15 protein-coding genes are annotated in these 19,229 nt (G+C 45.1%); 4 read left to right on the top strand and 11 right to left on the bottom strand.

From position 1 onward, the window contains the following. Positions 1-86: 86 nt before the first annotated feature. The gene (locus NNC77_RS13175; RefSeq protein WP_254971306.1) at positions 87-1,091 is read right to left on the bottom strand and encodes a glycosyltransferase family 90 protein; all 1,005 of its coding nucleotides are present in this window, start codon (positions 1,089-1,091) and stop codon (positions 87-89) included. 216 nt (positions 1,092-1,307) lie between these two features. On the opposite strand from NNC77_RS13175, the gene NNC77_RS13170 reads away from it, so the two are divergent. Genes NNC77_RS13170 through NNC77_RS13155 form a run of 4 tightly spaced genes read left to right on the top strand, consistent with a single transcriptional unit; the run spans position 1,308 to position 5,579 of the window. Next, a complete protein-coding gene (locus NNC77_RS13170; protein ID WP_218459352.1) occupies positions 1,308-3,212 on the top strand; it encodes an RNA-binding domain-containing protein in 1,905 nt (634 codons plus the stop codon). Further along, a complete protein-coding gene (locus tag NNC77_RS13165) occupies positions 3,209-3,982 on the top strand; it encodes a lipopolysaccharide kinase InaA family protein (RefSeq protein ID WP_117693243.1) in 774 nt (257 codons plus the stop codon). The genes NNC77_RS13170 and NNC77_RS13165 overlap by 4 nt, the downstream gene beginning before the upstream one ends. Beyond that, complete coding sequence (locus tag NNC77_RS13160; RefSeq protein WP_117693245.1) at positions 3,979-4,767, top strand: glycosyltransferase family 2 protein; 789 nt, start codon at positions 3,979-3,981, stop codon at positions 4,765-4,767. The genes NNC77_RS13165 and NNC77_RS13160 overlap by 4 nt, the downstream gene beginning before the upstream one ends. An 11-nt stretch (positions 4,768-4,778) precedes the next feature. Beyond that, positions 4,779-5,579, top strand: coding sequence for a glycosyltransferase family 2 protein (locus NNC77_RS13155; protein ID WP_118079588.1), 801 nt, complete (start codon positions 4,779-4,781; stop codon positions 5,577-5,579). Between the two features lie 53 nt (positions 5,580-5,632). Here the strand turns inward: NNC77_RS13155 and NNC77_RS13150 are convergent, their stop codons facing one another. The 10 genes from NNC77_RS13150 to NNC77_RS13105 all read right to left on the bottom strand — a co-directional run bounded on the left by NNC77_RS13150 (position 5,633) and on the right by NNC77_RS13105 (position 19,183). Beyond that, positions 5,633-7,198, bottom strand: coding sequence for a DUF6056 family protein (locus tag NNC77_RS13150; protein WP_254971303.1), 1,566 nt, complete (start codon positions 7,196-7,198; stop codon positions 5,633-5,635). 147 nt (positions 7,199-7,345) lie between these two features. Continuing rightward, positions 7,346-8,692 carry an adenylyltransferase/cytidyltransferase family protein gene (locus NNC77_RS13145; protein WP_254971301.1) on the bottom strand — a complete coding sequence of 449 codons (1,347 nt, stop codon included), beginning with the start codon at positions 8,690-8,692 and terminating at the stop codon, positions 7,346-7,348. A 57-nt stretch (positions 8,693-8,749) separates the two neighbouring features. Continuing rightward, positions 8,750-9,823, bottom strand: a complete 1,074-nt coding sequence (locus tag NNC77_RS13140) for a pyridoxal-phosphate-dependent aminotransferase family protein (protein ID WP_254971299.1) — start codon at positions 9,821-9,823, stop codon at positions 8,750-8,752. A 4-nt stretch (positions 9,824-9,827) separates the two neighbouring features. Further along, a complete protein-coding gene (locus NNC77_RS13135; RefSeq protein ID WP_254971297.1) occupies positions 9,828-10,886 on the bottom strand; it encodes a CDP-glycerol glycerophosphotransferase family protein in 1,059 nt (352 codons plus the stop codon). Beyond that, complete coding sequence (locus NNC77_RS13130; protein WP_254971295.1) at positions 10,883-11,809, bottom strand: lysophospholipid acyltransferase family protein; 927 nt, start codon at positions 11,807-11,809, stop codon at positions 10,883-10,885. The genes NNC77_RS13135 and NNC77_RS13130 overlap by 4 nt, the downstream gene beginning before the upstream one ends. Positions 11,810-11,850: 41 nt before the next feature. Continuing rightward, the gene (locus NNC77_RS13125) at positions 11,851-13,704 is read right to left on the bottom strand and encodes an ABC transporter ATP-binding protein (RefSeq protein ID WP_254971294.1); all 1,854 of its coding nucleotides are present in this window, start codon (positions 13,702-13,704) and stop codon (positions 11,851-11,853) included. A 124-nt stretch (positions 13,705-13,828) separates the two neighbouring features. Next, complete coding sequence (miaB, locus tag NNC77_RS13120; RefSeq protein ID WP_006848118.1) at positions 13,829-15,163, bottom strand: tRNA (N6-isopentenyl adenosine(37)-C2)-methylthiotransferase MiaB; 1,335 nt, start codon at positions 15,161-15,163, stop codon at positions 13,829-13,831. Between the two features lie 53 nt (positions 15,164-15,216). Continuing rightward, the gene (locus tag NNC77_RS13115; protein WP_254971293.1) at positions 15,217-16,236 is read right to left on the bottom strand and encodes a phosphatase PAP2 family protein; all 1,020 of its coding nucleotides are present in this window, start codon (positions 16,234-16,236) and stop codon (positions 15,217-15,219) included. Further along, positions 16,227-17,222 carry an NAD-dependent epimerase/dehydratase family protein gene (locus tag NNC77_RS13110; protein ID WP_117693260.1) on the bottom strand — a complete coding sequence of 332 codons (996 nt, stop codon included), beginning with the start codon at positions 17,220-17,222 and terminating at the stop codon, positions 16,227-16,229. The genes NNC77_RS13115 and NNC77_RS13110 overlap by 10 nt, the downstream gene beginning before the upstream one ends. A 251-nt stretch (positions 17,223-17,473) precedes the next feature. Further along, positions 17,474-19,183 carry a Na/Pi cotransporter family protein gene (locus NNC77_RS13105; RefSeq protein ID WP_022121509.1) on the bottom strand — a complete coding sequence of 570 codons (1,710 nt, stop codon included), beginning with the start codon at positions 19,181-19,183 and terminating at the stop codon, positions 17,474-17,476. Positions 19,184-19,229 lie beyond the last annotated feature (46 nt).

Genomic DNA, 19,229 nt, shown 5'->3' with positions numbered 1-19,229 from the left:
TGAGCTTAGAGAACTATAAAGTTACTGATAATCAGCCACTTAACCAAATTTTATTAGTTATATTACGTTAATTAACTCTCTCATTTTCAATCGATTACATAAGAATTAACAGAGTATTGTAACAGAGAAAAATACTTATCCAGAACCATCAGCGAGATGATATCCTCACGCTGCTTATCCTTGAATTGCTCTACATATTCATGAGCGTGGTTGATGATAGCTTGCGCTTCATCTGGATGAGCAGTATAATAGTCCATCTTTTCCTCAAGATCAGAGAAATCAGGCTTTACTTCTATATAATGATAGTCTGGCTTCAGAGTTCCTTCCATAAACCAAGTTTCATAATATGGCTTAGGCATCACGGCGATGGAATTGGAAGACATAATCCATTTCAGATTGCTTGCCACGTCATTTCCCTCCAGTGCTATCACGTATTTGTATTTCAGATGGTCGTAGATGGAAATCTTGTCGCTCTTCCATTCTGGCTTAATCAGATCTATGGTTCCGATATCGAAGCGAGGATTTCCGAAAAACTTCTCTACAAATTGCACACGGATGTCCTTGCAGGCTATTTTCCCTCTGAAGATAGCCTGGTCTTTTTTTTCTGCAAACGAAAGCTTATCCTTCACGAAGATAAAATGGCGTACCTTGTCCATCTTGAGCAATACGGAGTTCTGGTTTTCTCCATGAATTGGGCGGCTTTTTACAATGGTAGGAATATCTTCCACATACGTGATGTCACCAGGCAGGAGATTCCATTTGTTGTTGCCGTTAAAACAGCGGGCATACTCCAAGGTATCCAGATAATATACCTTCTGGCGGGTCATCGGCTGTTCTGCAACTTTAACAGCTTTCTTTTCCCATAAATCTTTGTTGAGAAGGATATTATCTTCTGTAAGCTTGTTGTAGTAGTTTACCCGGTTCAGGATATAATCGTAGTCTTTGCGTTTCTTGGCTTTGTCAAGTAAATGCTGCCCCCTCCATATCAAGATGCAGGCAGGTGTATACAGACGAGCGTATTCCTTGATGTAATACCAGGGTTTGCTGTTTTTTCCGCTATGGAATTTATATTTCAATTTTTGAATATTCATAGGATTTCTTTTTGTTTATGAAAACGATGATGATGTTATTGGGTACAAAAATACGAAATATACTTTAATCTTGCAAGAAAATGGATAAAAAAAGCAAGTATCAATGAAGGAAGAAAGATAATCTTCCTAAAATTTGGCGTTTCTGATAGTTTTTCGTATCTTTGCAACCTATGAGATACTAGGAAGGTATCTTGTTAAAGAATATAAAAGAATTGTATGTTAGAAGTACGTGATAGATTAAACTTCGAGGATTATCTGGATTCACTCTTGAATAGTATAGAGAGTGATGACTTGGAGTTTAAAAGTGCTGCCGGTGGATTTCCTGGCAGCTTTTGGGATACCTATTCAGCCTTCGCCAATAGCGAAGGAGGAGTTATCGTGCTTGGAGTAATAGAAAAAAAAGGTAAGTTCTATATAGATAATCTATCTGATGAACAGATTGAGAAATATACAAAGGACTTTTGGAATAATGTGAATAATCGAGCTACGGTTAGTTGTAACCTGTTAAAAACAGAAGATGTCGTGGTAGAAGATTACAAAGGTCATAAACTTATGTTATTCTTTATTCCTCGTGCATCCAGAGAACAGCGTCCTGTTTATAGAACGTCTCAACCCTACAATGGTACTTTTAAGCGCAATCATGAAGGTGATTATAAATGTACGGAGCGAGAAGTGCAGCGTATGTTTTCAGATGCGAATGTTTCTAATCCCGCTGATAGCCGCATTTTGAGAAATTATTCATTAGATGATTTAGATATGGAGTCTATTGCTCAATATCGTCAATTATTTAAGTTGGCAAAGCCAGACCATCCTTGGTCTGTTTTGTCTGATTTTGAGTTTCTTAAAAAGATAGGTGCTTATCGTACAGATCGTGGAACGAAAGAAGAAGGTTTTACAATGGCAGGAGTTTTGATGTTTGGTAAAGAAGACGCCATTACTGATAATGAATGTTGCCCCGACTTCTTTCCTGATTACCAGGAAAAACTATCAGATAATCCTGAAATACGATGGACCAATCGTATTTGTCCTGATGGAACTTGGGAGGCAAATTTATTCCAATTCTATCTTCGTGTTCTTCCAAGATTATCAGCGGTCTTGCCAAAACCTTTCATCTTGGAGGGCAATATTCGTCGAGATGAAACCCCTGCGCATGTGGCTGTACGTGAAGCATTAGTAAATCTTTGTATTCATACCGATTATTCGGAAAATGCAACAATGGTAGTGCGTTTGTATAGCAATAAAATTGTTTTTACTAACCCGGGAACATTGTTGGTTTCTAAAATGCAATATTATGGAGAAAGTGCTAGCGTATGTCGTAACAAGACTCTTCAAAAGATGTTTATGCTGATTGGCTCTGCCGAAAAAGCGGGAAGTGGAGTTGATAAGATATTGGCTGGTTGGCGATTTGCAAATTGGAGAGCACCTATGTTGAGAACATTAAGTCAGCCTGACTTAGTGGAACTCACAATGATGATGGAGTCGATGATGGATGAAGGAACAAAGGATAGATTGGTTCGGATATTTGGAACAGAAGTTTTTTCTTTGGGACATGAACGCCTGTTGACTCTTAATGCAGCTTGTACAGATGGATATATTACAAATGAGAACTTAAGGGTTGTCCTTAACCAGCATAAGGCAGAAGTCGCCGATTTGTTGAAAGATATGTGTAAGCATAAATTGCTGGTTCAAGAGGGATATGGTAGAGGAACCAAGTATCGGTTGCCTATGACTGGTAATATTGCAAGCTCCGAACCTAATATTGCAAGTTCCGAGCCTAACATTGCAAGTTCCGAGCCTAATATTGCAAGTTCTGGGGCTAATATTGCAAGTTCCGAGCCTAATATTGCAAGTTCTGGGGCTAATATTGCAAGTTCCGAGCCTAATATTGCAAGTACTCGTGTAAAACAAAGAATGCCTTATCAAAGCTTAAAGGCTATGATTTGTACTGTTTGTTCTGAGTGGATATCTTTAGATGAATTATCGGCAATTGTAAGGCGAGACAAAATTTATTTGAGAAATTTTATAATTCCTAAGATGTTAGAAGATAATAGTCTGGAAATGCTATTCCCTGGCGTTCCTAACCATCCTAGGCAAAAATATAAAAGTACTGTAAACAAATGAAGATAAAGATAAACCCAAAATACGAAGAGATGAGAAGTTTCATCGAACGCATCCCGGATGTGTTCGAGCAGGAGGGACGTTGTATCTTTGAAGGACGAAATGTTATCAAGGCTTTTCATGTAAAGTTTGATGGAAAAGAGAAAGAAGTTGTGGTGAAGAGATACAAGCAGCCTAATTTCATTCAGAAGATAGGATATAGCTTCTTCCGCTCTACCAAGGCTTTCCGTGCCTATGAGAATGCCCTTAGGCTGATGGCAGATGGCTTTGCCACTCCCGAAGGCTTTGGATATATTGAAACGAGGGTAAAGGGACTTATTGACTATTGCTACTTTATCTCTGATATTGATAACAGTATGCCTATCAACGATCAGTTGAACTCCCCAGAGGAATTCAACAGGGTGATGGCGGCAGATTATGCGCACTTTGTGAATCGATTGCACCAGAAAGGCATCATCGATATTGACTTGAATGCCGGCAATGTGCTGTATCAGCTTCAGGCTGATGGTCATTATACGTTCTCGCTTATCGATATCAATCGTATGAGGTTTTACTCAGGCTATCCGCCGATGAAGGAATGTGTGGAAAACCTGACGAGGTTTACCGGAAGAATGGATGTCTTCGAGTGTGTGGCACGAGAGTATGTGAAACTGCGGGGAATGGATGAGAAAATATTACAAAAAATAATAGGAGCAAAGAAGATACACGATTGGCGATGGGTACATCGCAAAAGTATCTTGCATTATTTTAAACGTAAAAAGTTAGGTTTATGAAAACAACATTATTGATTACGACTTACAATTGGCCTAAAGCCTTAGAACTCGTGTTGTATAGCGTGTTGCATCAGCATGTTATGCCTGATGAAGTTGTTATTGCTGACGATGGTTCTACCGAAGAGACTAAAAAACTGATAGACCGTTATGCTGAAAAAATGCCAGTACCGGTAATTTGGGTTTGGCAGGAAGATAAGGGATTCAGAAGAACTTCCATTTTGAATAAGGCAATAGCAAAGGCTACGGGTGATTATATCATCCAAGTTGATGGAGATGTTGTTTTGAGTTCTCATTTTGTAGAAGACCATATAGAAATGGCTCAGAAAGGATGTTTCGTCTGTGGAAGTAGAGTGCTGCTGTCTGCCCAGATTTCCAAAAAAATTTTGGATACAAAGGTAGTCAATGTGAATCTTTGGAACATGCCTTTCAGTTATGTAAGCAATAGCTTCCGTTCTCATGTGTTCCGCAGATTGCTGGCTTTTCGCTATGCCCGTAGAATCGACCATCTCAGAGGTTGCAACATGGCTTATTGGAGAGAGGATGCCATCAAGGTAAATGGTTACAATGAGGATTTGCTGGAATGGGGACATGAGGATGCCGAGTTTGCCTATCGCCTGCATTTTGCTGGCGTTCGGAAGAAGGCTCTGAAGATGGGAGGAATCATGTACCATCTTTATCACAAGGAGGCGTCTAAAGCCCAAGAGAACATGCATAAAGATGTTTTGAACCAGGTGAAGAAGGAGCGTTTGGTTCGTTGCACAAATGGTATCGATCAATATTTATAGAGCATAGATATATGGATAAGACAAGTGTAGAACAAGAGCAGGGAAATGGCATCTCGGTGGTTATTAATACCTATAATGCCTCCTGCCATCTTCAGCAGGTGCTGGATACAGTGAAGGGCTTTGACGAGGTGGTTGTCTGCGACATGGAAAGTACCGACGATACCTTGGATATTGCAAAGCGTAATGGTTGCAAGATAGTTGTTTTCCCTAGAGGCAGTTATCAGATTTGTGAACCGGCAAGACAGACAGCCATAGATGCAGCTTCCTGCAAATGGGTACTGGTGGTGGATGCAGATGAACTGGTCACCCCAGCACTGAAACAATATCTTTATTCCCTAATAGGGAAGGAGAATGCTCCATTGGGATTGTATGTGCCACGCAAGAGTCGCTTTATGGGAAGATTCATGCATTGTTTCTATCCCGACTATCAGTTGCGTTTCTTTATCAGGAAGGATACGGTATGGCCTGCTGTCATCCATGCCGACCCTATTATCAAGGGCAGGATAGAAAAGATACCAGCAACCCATGCAGATATGGCTTTGGTTCATCTGGCAGACGACAGCATTGCCAGCAGAATGGGGAAAATCAACCAGTATACAGCTAACGAGATAGAAAAGAAGAAAGATCGCAATTATGGAATGGCAGCTTTGTTCTATCGTCCGTTGGTGCGTTTCTTCCGTGCTTATATTCAGAAGGGTGGCTTCCGTGATGGTAAGGAAGGATTTGTATGTGCCTGCTATGAAGGCATCTATCAGTTTGTTGCTGTCAGCAAGATTATAGAAGATCGCTTGAAACATAAAAAAGGTAAGTAGCAGTTTTGGCTACTTACCTTTTTTGTTTAATGAATGGTATTGTTATTTCTGATTTATTTTCCTTCGATAAAGGTCATTCCGCCTGGACCTACTTCATCACGGCAGCGTTTTAACAACTTGGCTGGCGTTTCTTCGCCATCATCTAAAGGTAATGCTACTACCGTTTTCTTGCCATAATAGTTTGCCATACCTCGGTTAATCCAATAACCTGGATAAATAGTGATATCATGGAAGGCATCGGATGGCATCTTTACGGTAAGCGGATTTAATACCAGATGATCTGCCTTGCTTTGCTTTACGGCAATTTCGCGCTGCTGCATTTCTAGATCAAACTTCTGTGCTGTTCCTCTACGCAGCAAGGAGAGTGTTCTGTTGGTAGTAGTTGGCTTTGCTGTGATAGAAAGTACCAACACAAGCCAGTAATATACCGGTAGCCATCTGAAGTATTTATTATATTTCAGTCTGATTGCCTCTGTCAAGTTTACAATAGCAACGCTTATTGGTTCCAGATCAGCCGCTCTGCGCTGAAGAGCACCAGAAAGATAGTAGATATTGAAGCAAATCATCCACAGATGCACATAGAAGTATACATTCTGTGTTCTGTCTGCTCCTTTGGTTCCCATGGCATAGCTGTTTGGAAAAAAGAAGGCGCAATAGAGTAGGAAAGAGATGAGCAGATAAAGCCATGGATGAGAAAACCTAAAGTGGGATGCCTTGGCTAATCTTGCAAGAAAAGGTATGAGAATGGTAAACATGAGTATTTCTGTGATTTTAATGGCATCAGCGAGAAATTCTATGCCCTTTGCTATCGCAATAAAGAAGGCTGAAACCACATTCGGTTGACTGGTGACTGTGGATTGGCGGACAGTATTGCCTGGTGCAAATACACTGAAAGCAAAAGCGCAGGCATAAATGATAAGGATAGAAAGCAAGAAGAAAGGAGTCTTCTTCCTCTCCACCCACATCCATACGATTGCCATAAAGAGAATGGCTGGCATACCCAGACCGGTAACAAAGTTGCCGCCGGCAATGAATATGGCGAGTGCTGCGGAAACCAGCGTGATGATGATTTTCGCTATGATGGATTTTGTAAGATGGAATTCGATGAGTAGGGAGGCAAGGAACAAAGAAATACTATAATATAAGGTATAGTACATCGCTCCGTTATACCAGCAGAATGCATCGTAGAACGACCATACGAACTGTACGGTCATTAATACAAATAGAGTAGAAATGAAAGTGTATTCCAATTTGCTGATATGTAGCAATCTGCGTAATATTGTGTATCCCAGTGTATAGGTGGAAAGAATTAGGCTTCCCAATAGAATAATCGGTACAAGCCAGTATTTGCCAAAAATTCCAGGTTGTAATGCCATCAGGAAACATGCCGAATAGGTACCCTGCCATGTCTGGTAGATATGCATGGATTCAGCCCAGGCCGCCTGAATACATGCCCCAAATGAATGGGTGGCAGTCCAAGCCTTATAGACAGGAGCTCCGAATACATAGTCATCTGCAAACTGATGGAGATAGGGACCTATTGCCACAACAGGGATGACGGATAAGATTAGAATACAAATCGCCAATATCGTATGGCTTTTTAACAATTTCTGATTCATCGTATTATTGTTTTTGCTTATTTTTATATGTATAATAACAGAGAAACTTGTGCTTTCTTGCACTAATAGTTGTTAAATTATATAAATGCCGTTAAGACTAAAAGGAAAAAGCTTTCAAGAAAGGAAATGGACGTCATGTAGACGAATCTATATGATGACCATGTCTTTTCTTGCCTCGAAATTGGCGATAGTCTTGACGATTTCTTCTGATATGTCATCGGATACATACGAGAAGTCCTTGCCAGTGCGGATGGCTTTGAGGAAGGAGAGGAGCATATAGCGCAACCCTTCTCCATCCAGCTGGTAGAAGTAGCGCTTGTTGTTCTGCGGATTCTCGTATCTCACCTCGAAGTAATCGGTCTTCCACCATGGGGCTGGTACGTAGATGTATCCCTTGGTGCCCGAGATAATCAATTCGCCTTCCGACTTCACGCCTTGACCAACCTTCAGCGAAGCTACGGCATGAGGATAGAGGAAGGATATCTTGGTAAAGGCATCATAGCGCTTTGCTTCGTCCAAGAAGTGAGTGGCTATCTGTTTGCTGCTGTATTCTGTGCCCAGAAGCTGGAAGATAGGCAGGAGTGCCGTCGGTCCCCAGGCGCAGATACTGTTCCATTCGTAAAGACTCTTCTGTGAATCCTGGGTTGGGTCAAAGTCTACGAGACTGGTGCAGGTTGCATCCACCGACATGATATCACCGATGATACCGCCCTTAGCCAAGAGTAAGAGTCGGTAATAGGCTACAGAATAGGCGGTCTTGATAGAATCCATCAAGACTACCTTCTTATCTTTTGCTATTCCCTTGAGTTCTTTCCATTGCTGAGGCTGAAGAGTGATAGGCGATTCGCACAATACGTGTTTGCCAGCTTCTAATGCCTCCTTTATTTGAGCATAGTGCTTGCTTGGGGCAGAGATAACATAGAGCGCATCGCTTTCATCCAGGAGTTCCTGAAAACTGGCTGCCTGTTTTTCCGCTGCCTGCAGATTCTCTGAGAGATATTGGTCGTTGAGGGAGAAAACCTTTCCTGCCTCCAATCCATTGACATATTGGCTTTCCCGCTCTATCTTGTTGAGGATAGGCGATTCGCCAACCAGTCCGAGGCTAACCACCTGCTGCTCGCTTCTGATCTCCGTGCTCGATACGCCCTGAGTGCGGTCTAGATAAACCACCTTGCAATAGGCGTTGAGATAGTCAAACTTGCCTCTCCAGTCAGAACCTACGGTAAAGATATCTACGTCCAGTCGCTTGATGTCGTCAATCTTCTGTCCCTCGTATTCCTCGATGATGATTTCATCAGCAATGCCAGTGGCACGCACGGCTTCCACTCGTTCCATGAGGGATTGTTGTACATTGATTTTGCCACGCTCACGGTCGAAGGTATCCGAGGTTACGCCCACGATGAGGTAGTCGCCCAAAGCCTTGGCGCGCTCCAGGAGACGGATGTGACCATAATGAAGCAGGTCGTAAGTACCGTATGTGATGACTTTAACCATAAGTTTCTCTATCTTGAAAGTTCTCTATACCTTATTATATATATTATAGCAGTCCCTTTATAGCAGTCCCTTAGCCTGCATATCCTTCAGTGCATCAACGAGCGTAGTATTGTCTTCCGGACTTAGGTTGCCGAGATGACCTACACGGAATATCTTTTCTGCCATGTCGCCACCATTAGGACATACCCAGATGCCATATTCGTCTTTCAGCTTCAGGAAGATGTCGTAGGCTGAGGCGTTCTGTGGATGCAGAGGAGTAACGGCATTTGACATCGATTGGGAAACGATGGTGAATGGCAGGTCCTTGATCTTGTTTCTGAAATCTTCTGCAAGCATTTTCATGCGCTGGTTCTCGCTCTCCACACCGCCATTGCGCTCTATCTCCTTCAGGCGGGCATGAATCTGCAGTAAGGTTCCTACGGCTGGGGTGAAAGGAGTCTGTCCACGCTCACCATTCTTCAAGGCATCCTTCAGGTCGAAATACATCGACTTAACATTGTTTGCCTCTACTCGCTTGATTGCCTCTGTATCGAGAATGATGACAGAGATGCCTGGAGGACATGCCAGTGCCTTCTGTGAACCCGTAATCATTACGTTCACGCCGAGTTCCTTCATGTTGAATGGGTCCGCGAGGAAAGAACTGATGGAATCTACGGCCAGGAAAATATGGTTGCGATGACAGAAGTCGCTGATCATCTGGATGTCGTAGAGCACACCGGTAGAGGTCTCGTGCAGATTGACGAGGAAGCCGGTGTAGCCTTGCCCCTCGTATGGCTTGAGGTCTTCTGCCGTGAGTGGAGTCCCCATCTCAAGCTTGATTTCTGTATGTGGAATCTCATGAATTTCACAGAGTTGTACGAATCGGTGACCAAAGCTACCGCCATTCACTACCAGTACTTTGTCGGCAGGAGTGAATACATTCATGACCACGGCTTCCATAGAGGCAGTGCCCGAACCTGTGATAAAAACTGTGCGGGCATCGTCTGATGCCTTGGCAAACTGCTTCATCAATTGTTCGTTCTCCTTCATGATGGCGGAGAACTCTGCTGTTCTGAAATAAGGCACCTGCTCAGCGCCGATGGCTCTAACCTCATCGCTTGCCATCACAGGTCCTACTGTAAAATTAAGCATATCTTTATCCTTTTTTGATTCTTCCAAATGTCTTGATGCTGGTATATTTACGCCAGAGATTCAGCTTTCTGTTCTTTGGTACACCATGGCGACGGATGTAGTCTTCGGCTCCGTCGAGCATGCGCTGGCATACGTTGCCGTCCAAATATGGATCGTAGTTGTCTACTATCCACTGTCTCTTGGCTATCGCCTCAGGGTCTGTGAGGGCATGGTCGTAGGCGGCAATCAGCTGATCAGGTTCCGTGATGTTTTCCCAGTAGATATCCTTGGATATGGTGCCGAGGGTGATTACTGGGCGAGAGAGCAGCAGGAACTCATAGATGGTAGAAGAGGTATCGCTGATGAGCGTATCTGCCATCAGCTGATATTTGGTTACGTTCTCTCCCTTGTCGATGAAGAGAACATCCTTCTTGGTTGCAGCCCATTCACGGTATTCATCTACCCATTCCTGGCGGGTAAGCGGATGGAACTTCATTACTACCAGGGCATTGCGCTCCTTAGCCAGCTTGCCCAGCTCTTCCTTGATATAAGGAAGCGAAGTGAGTTTTGGCGAGAAGGTAGGAGCGTAAAGGATCAAGGTCTCCTTGCCGCTTTCCCTGAGCAGTTTCTCTCGGTCGGCATCATATTTGTGAAGGTTTTCCTTGATCCAATCCTGCTTAGGCCATCCCGTTTCCAACACCTCGAAATCTCCATATCTCTTGGCCAGAGCCTCGAAGTGGGAAGTGAAGTAAGGACCTTGGGTGAAATAGGTGTCAAAGTAACGGCGGATAATCCAGTGGTCTTTCTTCTCTGCGGCATAGCCGTGGAATACCTGTATCTTGACGCCTGGCAGATAGTAAGGCACAATGTTGCCTGGCACATAGATAGCCTCTGGCTGGAAGTCATAGACTTCTTGAATAGAGTTGGTCCATTTCACCTGCTCGGCATATGGAAAACTGTCTATCTTTGGTTTGTGGATATACCACAATATCTCGTGTGGCAAATGTTGCTTTGTCACATGTTCTTGTATCGGATTAAGTATGTCTATGGCATACTTGTTTTCACAGAAAAGAACTATTCTCATGATTCTATAGGAATTACTTTACCGTTTTTAATTTCATATCGCTTGTCAAACTCCTCCTTGGTTCGCTTCCATCTGTTATGCGTCCATAAATAATAAGGTGGATTCCGGCGGATGGCTTCTTCCAGCATCTGGAAGAAGCGACGGGTAATCTCGTGCTCCGGCAGGGAGTTCGGATTGCGGGTGATGAGTTTGTAGGTTGCCGTGTAGTAGCCGCGCTTAGGGCGGGACATCTCTACATAGAACACGGCATCGTTCATCTTTCTCATGATTCTTTCACCACCCGTAAACACTGGGGTTTCGGGATGGTTGAGGAAAGGAAGCCATAGGTGGATGTTCTCCCACTTGGGACCCTGGTCGCTGATGTAGCCGAAGATGCTCATGATGCCCTTGCGCTTGTAATCCACCAAGTAGCGGAGGATGTTTTTCTTGGGCACCACCACGCCATTCTCCTCGTGAGAACGGATGCGCTTGAAGAGTTCGTCGAAGGCTTGGTTGCGCAGAGGATGATAGATGAGACCCATCTTGCGTGACTTGGGCAGTTCGATGCCCACACATGAGAGCCACTCCCAGTTGCAGTAATGGCCCAGGATGGCTGCCACGTTCTGACCTTCCTGGAAACATTGCTCCACCTCCTCGCTGTTGATGACCTGGAATCGCTGGCGCAACCCCTTGTCACTGATGCTGAGCAGTTTGACAGCCTCGAAGAAGTAATCACTGAACCAGCGATAGAACTTCTTCTCGATGTCGATAATCTCTTCTTCTGATTTCTCAGGAAAAGAGCTGGTGAGATTCTTACGCACAATGCCTCTGCGGTACTTGATGACGTAATACATCATGAAGTACTCGAAGTCGGCAATGCAATAGAGCAGCCTGAAAGGTAGCAGCGATATTGCATAAAAGAATGCATAAACAATCTTAACCATCAACAAAACTATTTATTGTTAATTATTAATTCTCAGTTATATTATACCTGCTGCATATCGTGCAACTTTTTGTAATATCCGTCTTTTCTAATCAGTTCATCGTGGGTACCGCGCTCCACAATCTTACCCTCGTGCAATACGCAGATTTCATCGGCATGCTTGATGGTACTCAATCGGTGAGCCACAGCCACGGTGGTACGGGTTTTCATCAGTTTCTCCAAGGCATCCTGTACCAAGCGCTCGCTCTCGGTATCGAGGGCTGATGTTGCCTCATCGAGGATGAGGATAGGAGGATTCTTGAGGATGGCACGGGCGATGCTGACACGCTGGCGCTGGCCACCGGAAAGTCTGCCGCCTCGGTCACCGATATTTGTATCGAAACCTTTCTCCGACTTGGTGATGAACTCGTAAGCATTGGCTATCTTAGCTGCATTGGCTATTTCCTCATCTGTAGCATCGGTCTTGCCGAATCGGATGTTATCCTTGAAGCTTGCATTGAAGAGGATAGCCTCCTGGTTTACATTTCCTATCAGCATGCGAAGGTCATGTACGGCAAGGTCTTTCACATTGATGCCGTCAATCAGCACCTCGCCTTCCTGTACATCATAGTAACGAGGAATCAAATCTACCATCGTACTCTTACCGCTACCGCTCTGACCAACAAGTGCAACAGTCTTGCCTTTTGGTATCACGAGATTGATATCCTTTAATACATATACCAGTTCTGCGCTCTTTCGGTCGGTATAGGCGAAGGAAACGTGGCGGAACTCTATCTGATGTTCGAAGCTGCTGATATGTTCAGGGTTCTCCTTGTCCTTGATTTCCACCTCAGCCTGCAGAATCTTGTCGATACGCTCCATACTTGCCAATCCCTTTGGGATATTGTAGCTCGCTTTGGAGAATTCCTTCAGCGGGTTGATGATGCTGTAGAGCATCACGAGATAGAAGATGATGGTAGGACCGTCGATTCTGCCGTAATCCAGAACCAGGATACCGCCAAACCACAATACCACTACGATGAGGATAGTTCCCAGAAACTCACTCATCGGGTGTGCCATCTGCTGGCGGATATTTACACGCATGATGTTGTCGCGGTAGCTGCTGTTAACCTCATTGAAACGCTTGTTCATCTTTTCTTCTGCACAGAACGCCTTGATGATGCGCAAGCCGCCCAGGGTTTCTTCTACCATACTCATCGTGTCGCTCCAAAGTGCCTGTGCCTCGATACTGTGTGACTTCAGTTTCTTGCCCACTACTCCCATGAACCAGCCGAAAGGTGGCACAAAGAGGATGGTGAAGAGGGTGAGCTGCCAGCTGATGCAGATGAGTGTGATGAAATAGAAGAGGATCAGGATAGGGTTCTTGAAGAGCATGTCGAGCGACGACATGATGCTGTTTTCCACTTCCTGCACATCACCACTCATTCGGGCGATGATATCGCCCTTGCGCTCCTCGCTGAAGAAACCGAGCGAGAGACTGTTTATCTTCTGGTAAATCTGGTTGCGGATGTCTCTTACGATACCTGTACGGATAGGTATGATGGTGGCTGACGAGAGGAAATAGGCTCCCGTCTTGAGGAATGTCATGAAGGCTAGGAATATGCCGATGACCAAAAGGGCTGTTGATGCACTATGGACAACAATAAACTCCTGAATATAATAATACAGGTTATTGGTTGCAACCTCCTTGATGCTACCCCAATCTCCATTCCAGTGCATATACTCGTTGACACGGATACCACCATCTACTTGGAACAGGATTTGCAGGATTGGTATCAAGGCTGCAAACGAAAAGATGTTCAATACCGCAGACAGGATATTGAACAGGATTGACAGTCCCAGATACTTCTTGTATGGAGGGACGAACCGGCGTAAAATTTGCAAGAATTCCTTCATAGGTGCAAATATAGTGCTTTTTAAGAAAACCGCCAAACTTTTGGCGGTTTTTCTTGTTTATATTCTGTTTTTTCTTTCAGAAGAGTCTTTTTATTCAGAAAAAGCTGTTCTGATGAGTTTGGGTTTACTCCTTTACTTCTTCTCCGAAGAGAGTAGCAGAGGTAGAACCGGTGATGCGAACCTTCACGAACTCTCCGATATGGTGGTTACCCTTATCGATGACAACCGCCTTGTTCTGTTCTGTTCGACCCATCATCTGCTCGCGGCTACGCTTGCTGAAGTTCTCGATGAGGATGGTGAATACCTTGCCTTCATCCTTCTTGTTCTGCTCGGCACTCACCTCGGTCTGCAACTTGATAAGTTCGTTGAGGCGGGCTATCTTGGTTTCCTCAGAAACGTTGTCTGGCAGATGCTTGGCGGCATAGGTGCCCGGGCGCTCTGAATACTTGAACATGAAGGCGCTGTCGAAGCCTACTTCCTTTACCAGCGAGAGGGTTTCCTGATGGTCTTCCTCGGTCTCGTCGTGATAACCCACGAAGATGTCGGTGGTGATGCCGCAGCCCGGGATGATGCGCTTGATGTCGGCGATGCGCTGCAGATACTCCTCACGGGTGTATTTGCGGTTCATCAGCTTCAAAATCTTGTTGCTTCCGCTCTGTGCAGGGAAGTGGATGTGCTTGCAGAGATTTGGCTCTTCGGCAATGGCGTGGAGGATGTCCTCGGTCATATCCTCTGGGTTAGAGGTGGTGAAGCGTACTCGCATATCCGGTACAGCCTGGGCTACCATGTGGAGGAGCTCGGCAAAGGAAAGACTGCCTTCCTCGCGCTTGCCAGATGGCGAGAGACCATAACTGTTTACATTCTGTCCCAGCAGGGTAACCTCCTTGAAGCCACGCTGCTGCAAATCGCGAACCTCACGCAGGATGCTCTCAGCATCGCGGCTGCGCTCACGTCCACGGGTATAAGGCACGATGCAGTAATGGCAGAAGTTGTTGCAACCACGCATGATGCTTACGAAACCGCTCACTCTGTTGCCACCGATGCGCTGAGGTACGATGTCGCGGTAAGTCTCGGTCTTAGAGAGTTCTATGTTGATGGCATTGGTACCCATCTCGCACTGCGCAATCATATCCGGCAGGTTGAGATAGCTGTCTGGTCCGCAAACCAAGTTGGCATAGTGGTTCTGGATGAGGTCATCCTTCACGCGCTCTGCCATACAGCCCAAAACGCCGAGAATCACCTTTCTTCCCTTCTTCTGCTCAGCATGGAGGGTGTCGAGGCGATGATAAATCTTGTTCTCTGCATTCTCGCGGATACTGCAGGTGTTCAGGAAGATGGCATCAGCCTCTTCTTCTTTCTCACAAATTTCGTAGCCAGCCATCTGCATTACAGAGGCAACTACTTCACTGTCTGCCACGTTCATCTGGCAACCATAAGTCTCAATAAATAGTTTCTTCATTGTTCTAGATGAATTCTATTCGTTTATAATGTTATTGTAATTAAAATATGTAACTATCTGAATCTCAGTCGCGAAGAAGGAGTATGATGCTCTATCATTCCCTTCGATACTGCCATCAATACAAAATAGATGACGACGGCAGAGATGAGGCCGGCGAAGGCATCGATGAGATAATGCGCCTGAATATATACGGTAGCCAGACACAGGAAGATGTAGAATGGCAGCATCACGTATAGCAGTTTTCTGTTGCCGGTATGCCAGACCAGGAGCATGCAGATGGTGCTCACGCCCACATGTGAACTTGGGAAAGCTGCTGTAGGACGCTCGCCGGCGTTCTTGGCGTCTTCTACAAGCTGGTAGAAGATTCCATCGGTGTAACCCGGTGTCGGCAGGCAGTTGGTATGGGTGTTGAAGTAATCGCCCAAAGCCGGGAAGATGCCTTTGGTTATTTCTGATATCCCTACTGCATCAAAGTAGAAGGTCGGGCCCACTACCGGTACATAGATGTAGATGAGATAGTAGATAAAGAAACTGGTGAGCATGACGAATGCAGCTCTTTCAGCCTCATAATATCTGCAGAAGAAATAATAGAATGAAACCAATGCAATCATCGGGTAATACATAAAGTAGCCCATCGACATCAGTTCGCTTACTACAGCCCAAGGCAGGGCTTTGGCAAAGAGCAGGGCGGGCTGACATCCGAAAAGATCCTGCTCCCAACCTGCAAAGATATGGTCGAGGTTGGGGAACATGCGGTTGATTTCGTAGGTGTCGGGATACCACCAGGCAAGCAAAGCCATCTGGGCAATGATGCGCACCATCTTGGTGATGCGGCAAGGTATCATGCGGTATACTGCCCAAAGAGCGATGGTCATGACGAGCACTCTCAGTCGCCCCCAGAGCATAGCTTCCGGGTTTACGAGTTTGGTATAGGTAAAGAGCATGGTGATAATGGTGATTGCCATATATCCCAGCATGACCCATTCCAGTGTCATCAGTCCCTTCTTCGGGTTCTTGTCTATCTTGAAATAATCTTTTATCACGCTTCTTATTAGTTTATAATTTACAGCCATCCGTTATCCTTGTACCACTTGATGGCGAGTTTCACACCTCTTTCCAGTGGATAATGAGGATGATAGCCCAGTTCATCCATGGCTGGCTCAATATCACATCGCCAGTTGCGCTGTTTCAGAATGTTGTACTTATCATTGTTCAGGGCCGACATCTTGCCCGTCATCCTTCCGAGATATTCTCCGAAGAAGGTTACGATGCGCAATACCCAGACTGGTGCCTTGATGCGTAGCATCCAAGGATTGCCTAACTCCTTTTTTATCAGGTCGCTGAAGGCGGCCGACTGATATACTTCTCCATCGCTGAGGAAGTATTTCCTGCCGTTCATTCCATGATCCAGAGCCAGGAATACTGCCTGTACTACGTCCTGTACATATACAAAAGTGATGTCCTGACGCTTGAATCCTACAGCGAAGTCAACATGCTGCTTGATGCTCTGCGCCATGAGGAAATAATCTTTTTCTCTAGGACCGTAAACTCCAGTAGGGCGGAGGATGATATAAGGGAAGTTGTTGCCGATGCTGTCCAGATAGCGTTCTGCCTCCAGCTTACTCTTTCCGTATGCTGTATTTGGCTTAGGAGTATCATGTTCTGAGATTTCCTGGTAAGGCTGCTCTTCGCGGATGGCTCCAAAGATGCTGAGCGAACTGACAAAGACAAATCGCCTGATAGGCATCTGGAGGCGCAGAAGGACGTTCACCAGATGCTTGGTTCCCTCTGTGTTTACCTTATAAAAGTCCTCTGCATGCAGGCACTTCGTTGCGCCGGCTGCATGCACTATATAGTCGAACTCGTGCGGGGCGAGTTCTTTCTCCAACTCTTCCTCTGAAGAAAGATTGAGATTGATAAAATGGATGCGCTCGTCTTGCAGATACTTTCTGGAACTGGTAGGGCGTACTGCCGCCCAGGTTTCCATGCCCTGTCTCAAGGCCTCTTCCACGATGTAGCTGCCGATAAAGCCCGACGCACCCGTTACTAGAATCTTCATTAATTATTTATAAAATTGCAATTTCGGCTGCAAAATTACAACAAAAAATCGAGTTATCCTCTATGTTATGCCAAAATTCTTTCTTTTTCTTTGTGAAATCACTTCTTTATGGCAACTTTGCTGTTGCGAATCAAGTATCTTGCTTAAAAACATATCTGTTTGTCCTATTTAATATAGGTAGAAAATAAAGATAGGGCATGAAGCCCACTAATGAACTTCATGCCCTATAAACTGTTAACTATAAACTCTCTCTAAGCTTCATGCTGTCTTACACCCATGCGGGCCTCTACTACGTTTACTACATAGTCGCCGAGTTTCTCGCATTCCTGGATGATATCCATATACATGGTACCGATGGCGTAGGTATAGAGATGGTTGTTTACATCGTTGATGTTCTGGCTCTTCAACTGATTGCGATAGTTGTTGATTTCGTTCTCGATGTTGAAAGAGAGGTTGGCATCGTTGTCTCCCTTATGACCTACGAGGGTGATGTTCATTTGGGTAAGGGCATTGTCGGTAAGTTCCATCATCTGGTGCATGTGCTCATACTGTGAAGTGATAAAGTCTTCCTTGCCCTTGAAACGACGGTTCAGCGTGCGTGCGATGTTGAAGCAGCTGTCACCGATACTCTCGATTTCAGAAATCTCACGGAGCATGGCACGAATCTTTGCCTTGGTCTCGTCAGAAAGATGAGAATCGCTCACTTGGTCGAGATACTTGGCAATCTCTATCTCCATGTTGTCAGAGATGCCCTCGTATTTCTCGATGCGGCTATAGAGTTTTACAAACTTTTCTTCATTGGTCTCGCCAAGAAGCGTCTTCACCATGCCGAACATGCGCTGGATGCGCTCTGCAAAACAATGGATTTCCTTCTGTGCCTCCAAGACAGAGATTTCCGGTGTCTTCATGATACCGCTCTGGATAAAGCGCAGGCGGAAGTCGTCCTCATCGGTATTCTTCTTAGGACGGATAATCTTGCATACCAGCTTCTCTATCTGTGGAATGAACCATACCAGGATAAAGGTATTGGCGAGGTTGAAGGTGGTATGGAAGGCGGCAAGCACAAAGGATAGCTTGGTTGCATTGGCTACGAAATGAGGATCAGTCTTCTCCATGGCATCGTCGAAACCTACCCAGCCGCAAACCAGATGGATGAACGGGTGGAATATGCAGAGTATCCAAAGCACACCGAAGATGTTGAATACCATGTGCGCCATCGCCGCTCTCCGGGCCTGGGTGTTGGCGGTGAGCGCTGCCACGTTGGAGGTTACGGTTGTACCGATATTCTCACCCATCACAAGCGCAATGCCCTGATAGATTGGCAATACACCGGTAGAGCAGAGAATCATCGTAATCGCCATGACGGCTGCCGAACTCTGCACGCACATAGTGAGTATACTACCGATAATCAGGAAGGTGATGGTAGTCTGGAAACTGTGAGGATCGAAACTTGCAAAGAATTCAAGAACCGGCTGATTATGAGCCAGATCCATGTCGATACCGGTTTGGCGTAAAGTACCCAAACCGAGAAACATAAAGGATATACCGAAGATGAAGTCGCCGATAATCTTGCGCTTCTTGCTGTAAATCAGAATGATGGCGATGAAGAACGCCGGCCATACAAAATCTGTGATGTTAAACGAGAAACCGGCACTCATGATCCATGCGGTGAGCGTGGTTCCGATGTTGGCGCCCATGATAACGGAGATAGCCTGGGCTAGGGTAAGGAGACCAGCATTAACGAATGATACGGTCATCACCGTTGTGGCTGTAGAAGACTGCACCGCTGCGGTGATGAGCGTACCCGAGAGGATGCCCGTCAAACGATTGGTGGTCATGGTTCCTAACACATGGCGGAGCTGTGGTCCTGCCATCTTCTGCAAACTGTCGCTCATGGACTTCATACCGAACATCAGTAGGGCGAGTGCTCCAATAAGCTTAAAAAATATCCAAATCGACATATAATAACTTAATTAATGTTGTCAAATACATCAAGTTTCCGAATTT

Origin of the sequence: Segatella copri (assembly GCF_024330485.1) — a bacterium.
GTDB classification, from domain to species: Bacteria; Bacteroidota; Bacteroidia; order Bacteroidales; family Bacteroidaceae; genus Prevotella; species Prevotella copri_L.
Note: the sequence above shows the minus strand (reverse complement) of the source record. Positions and strands in the feature narration are given on the sequence as shown.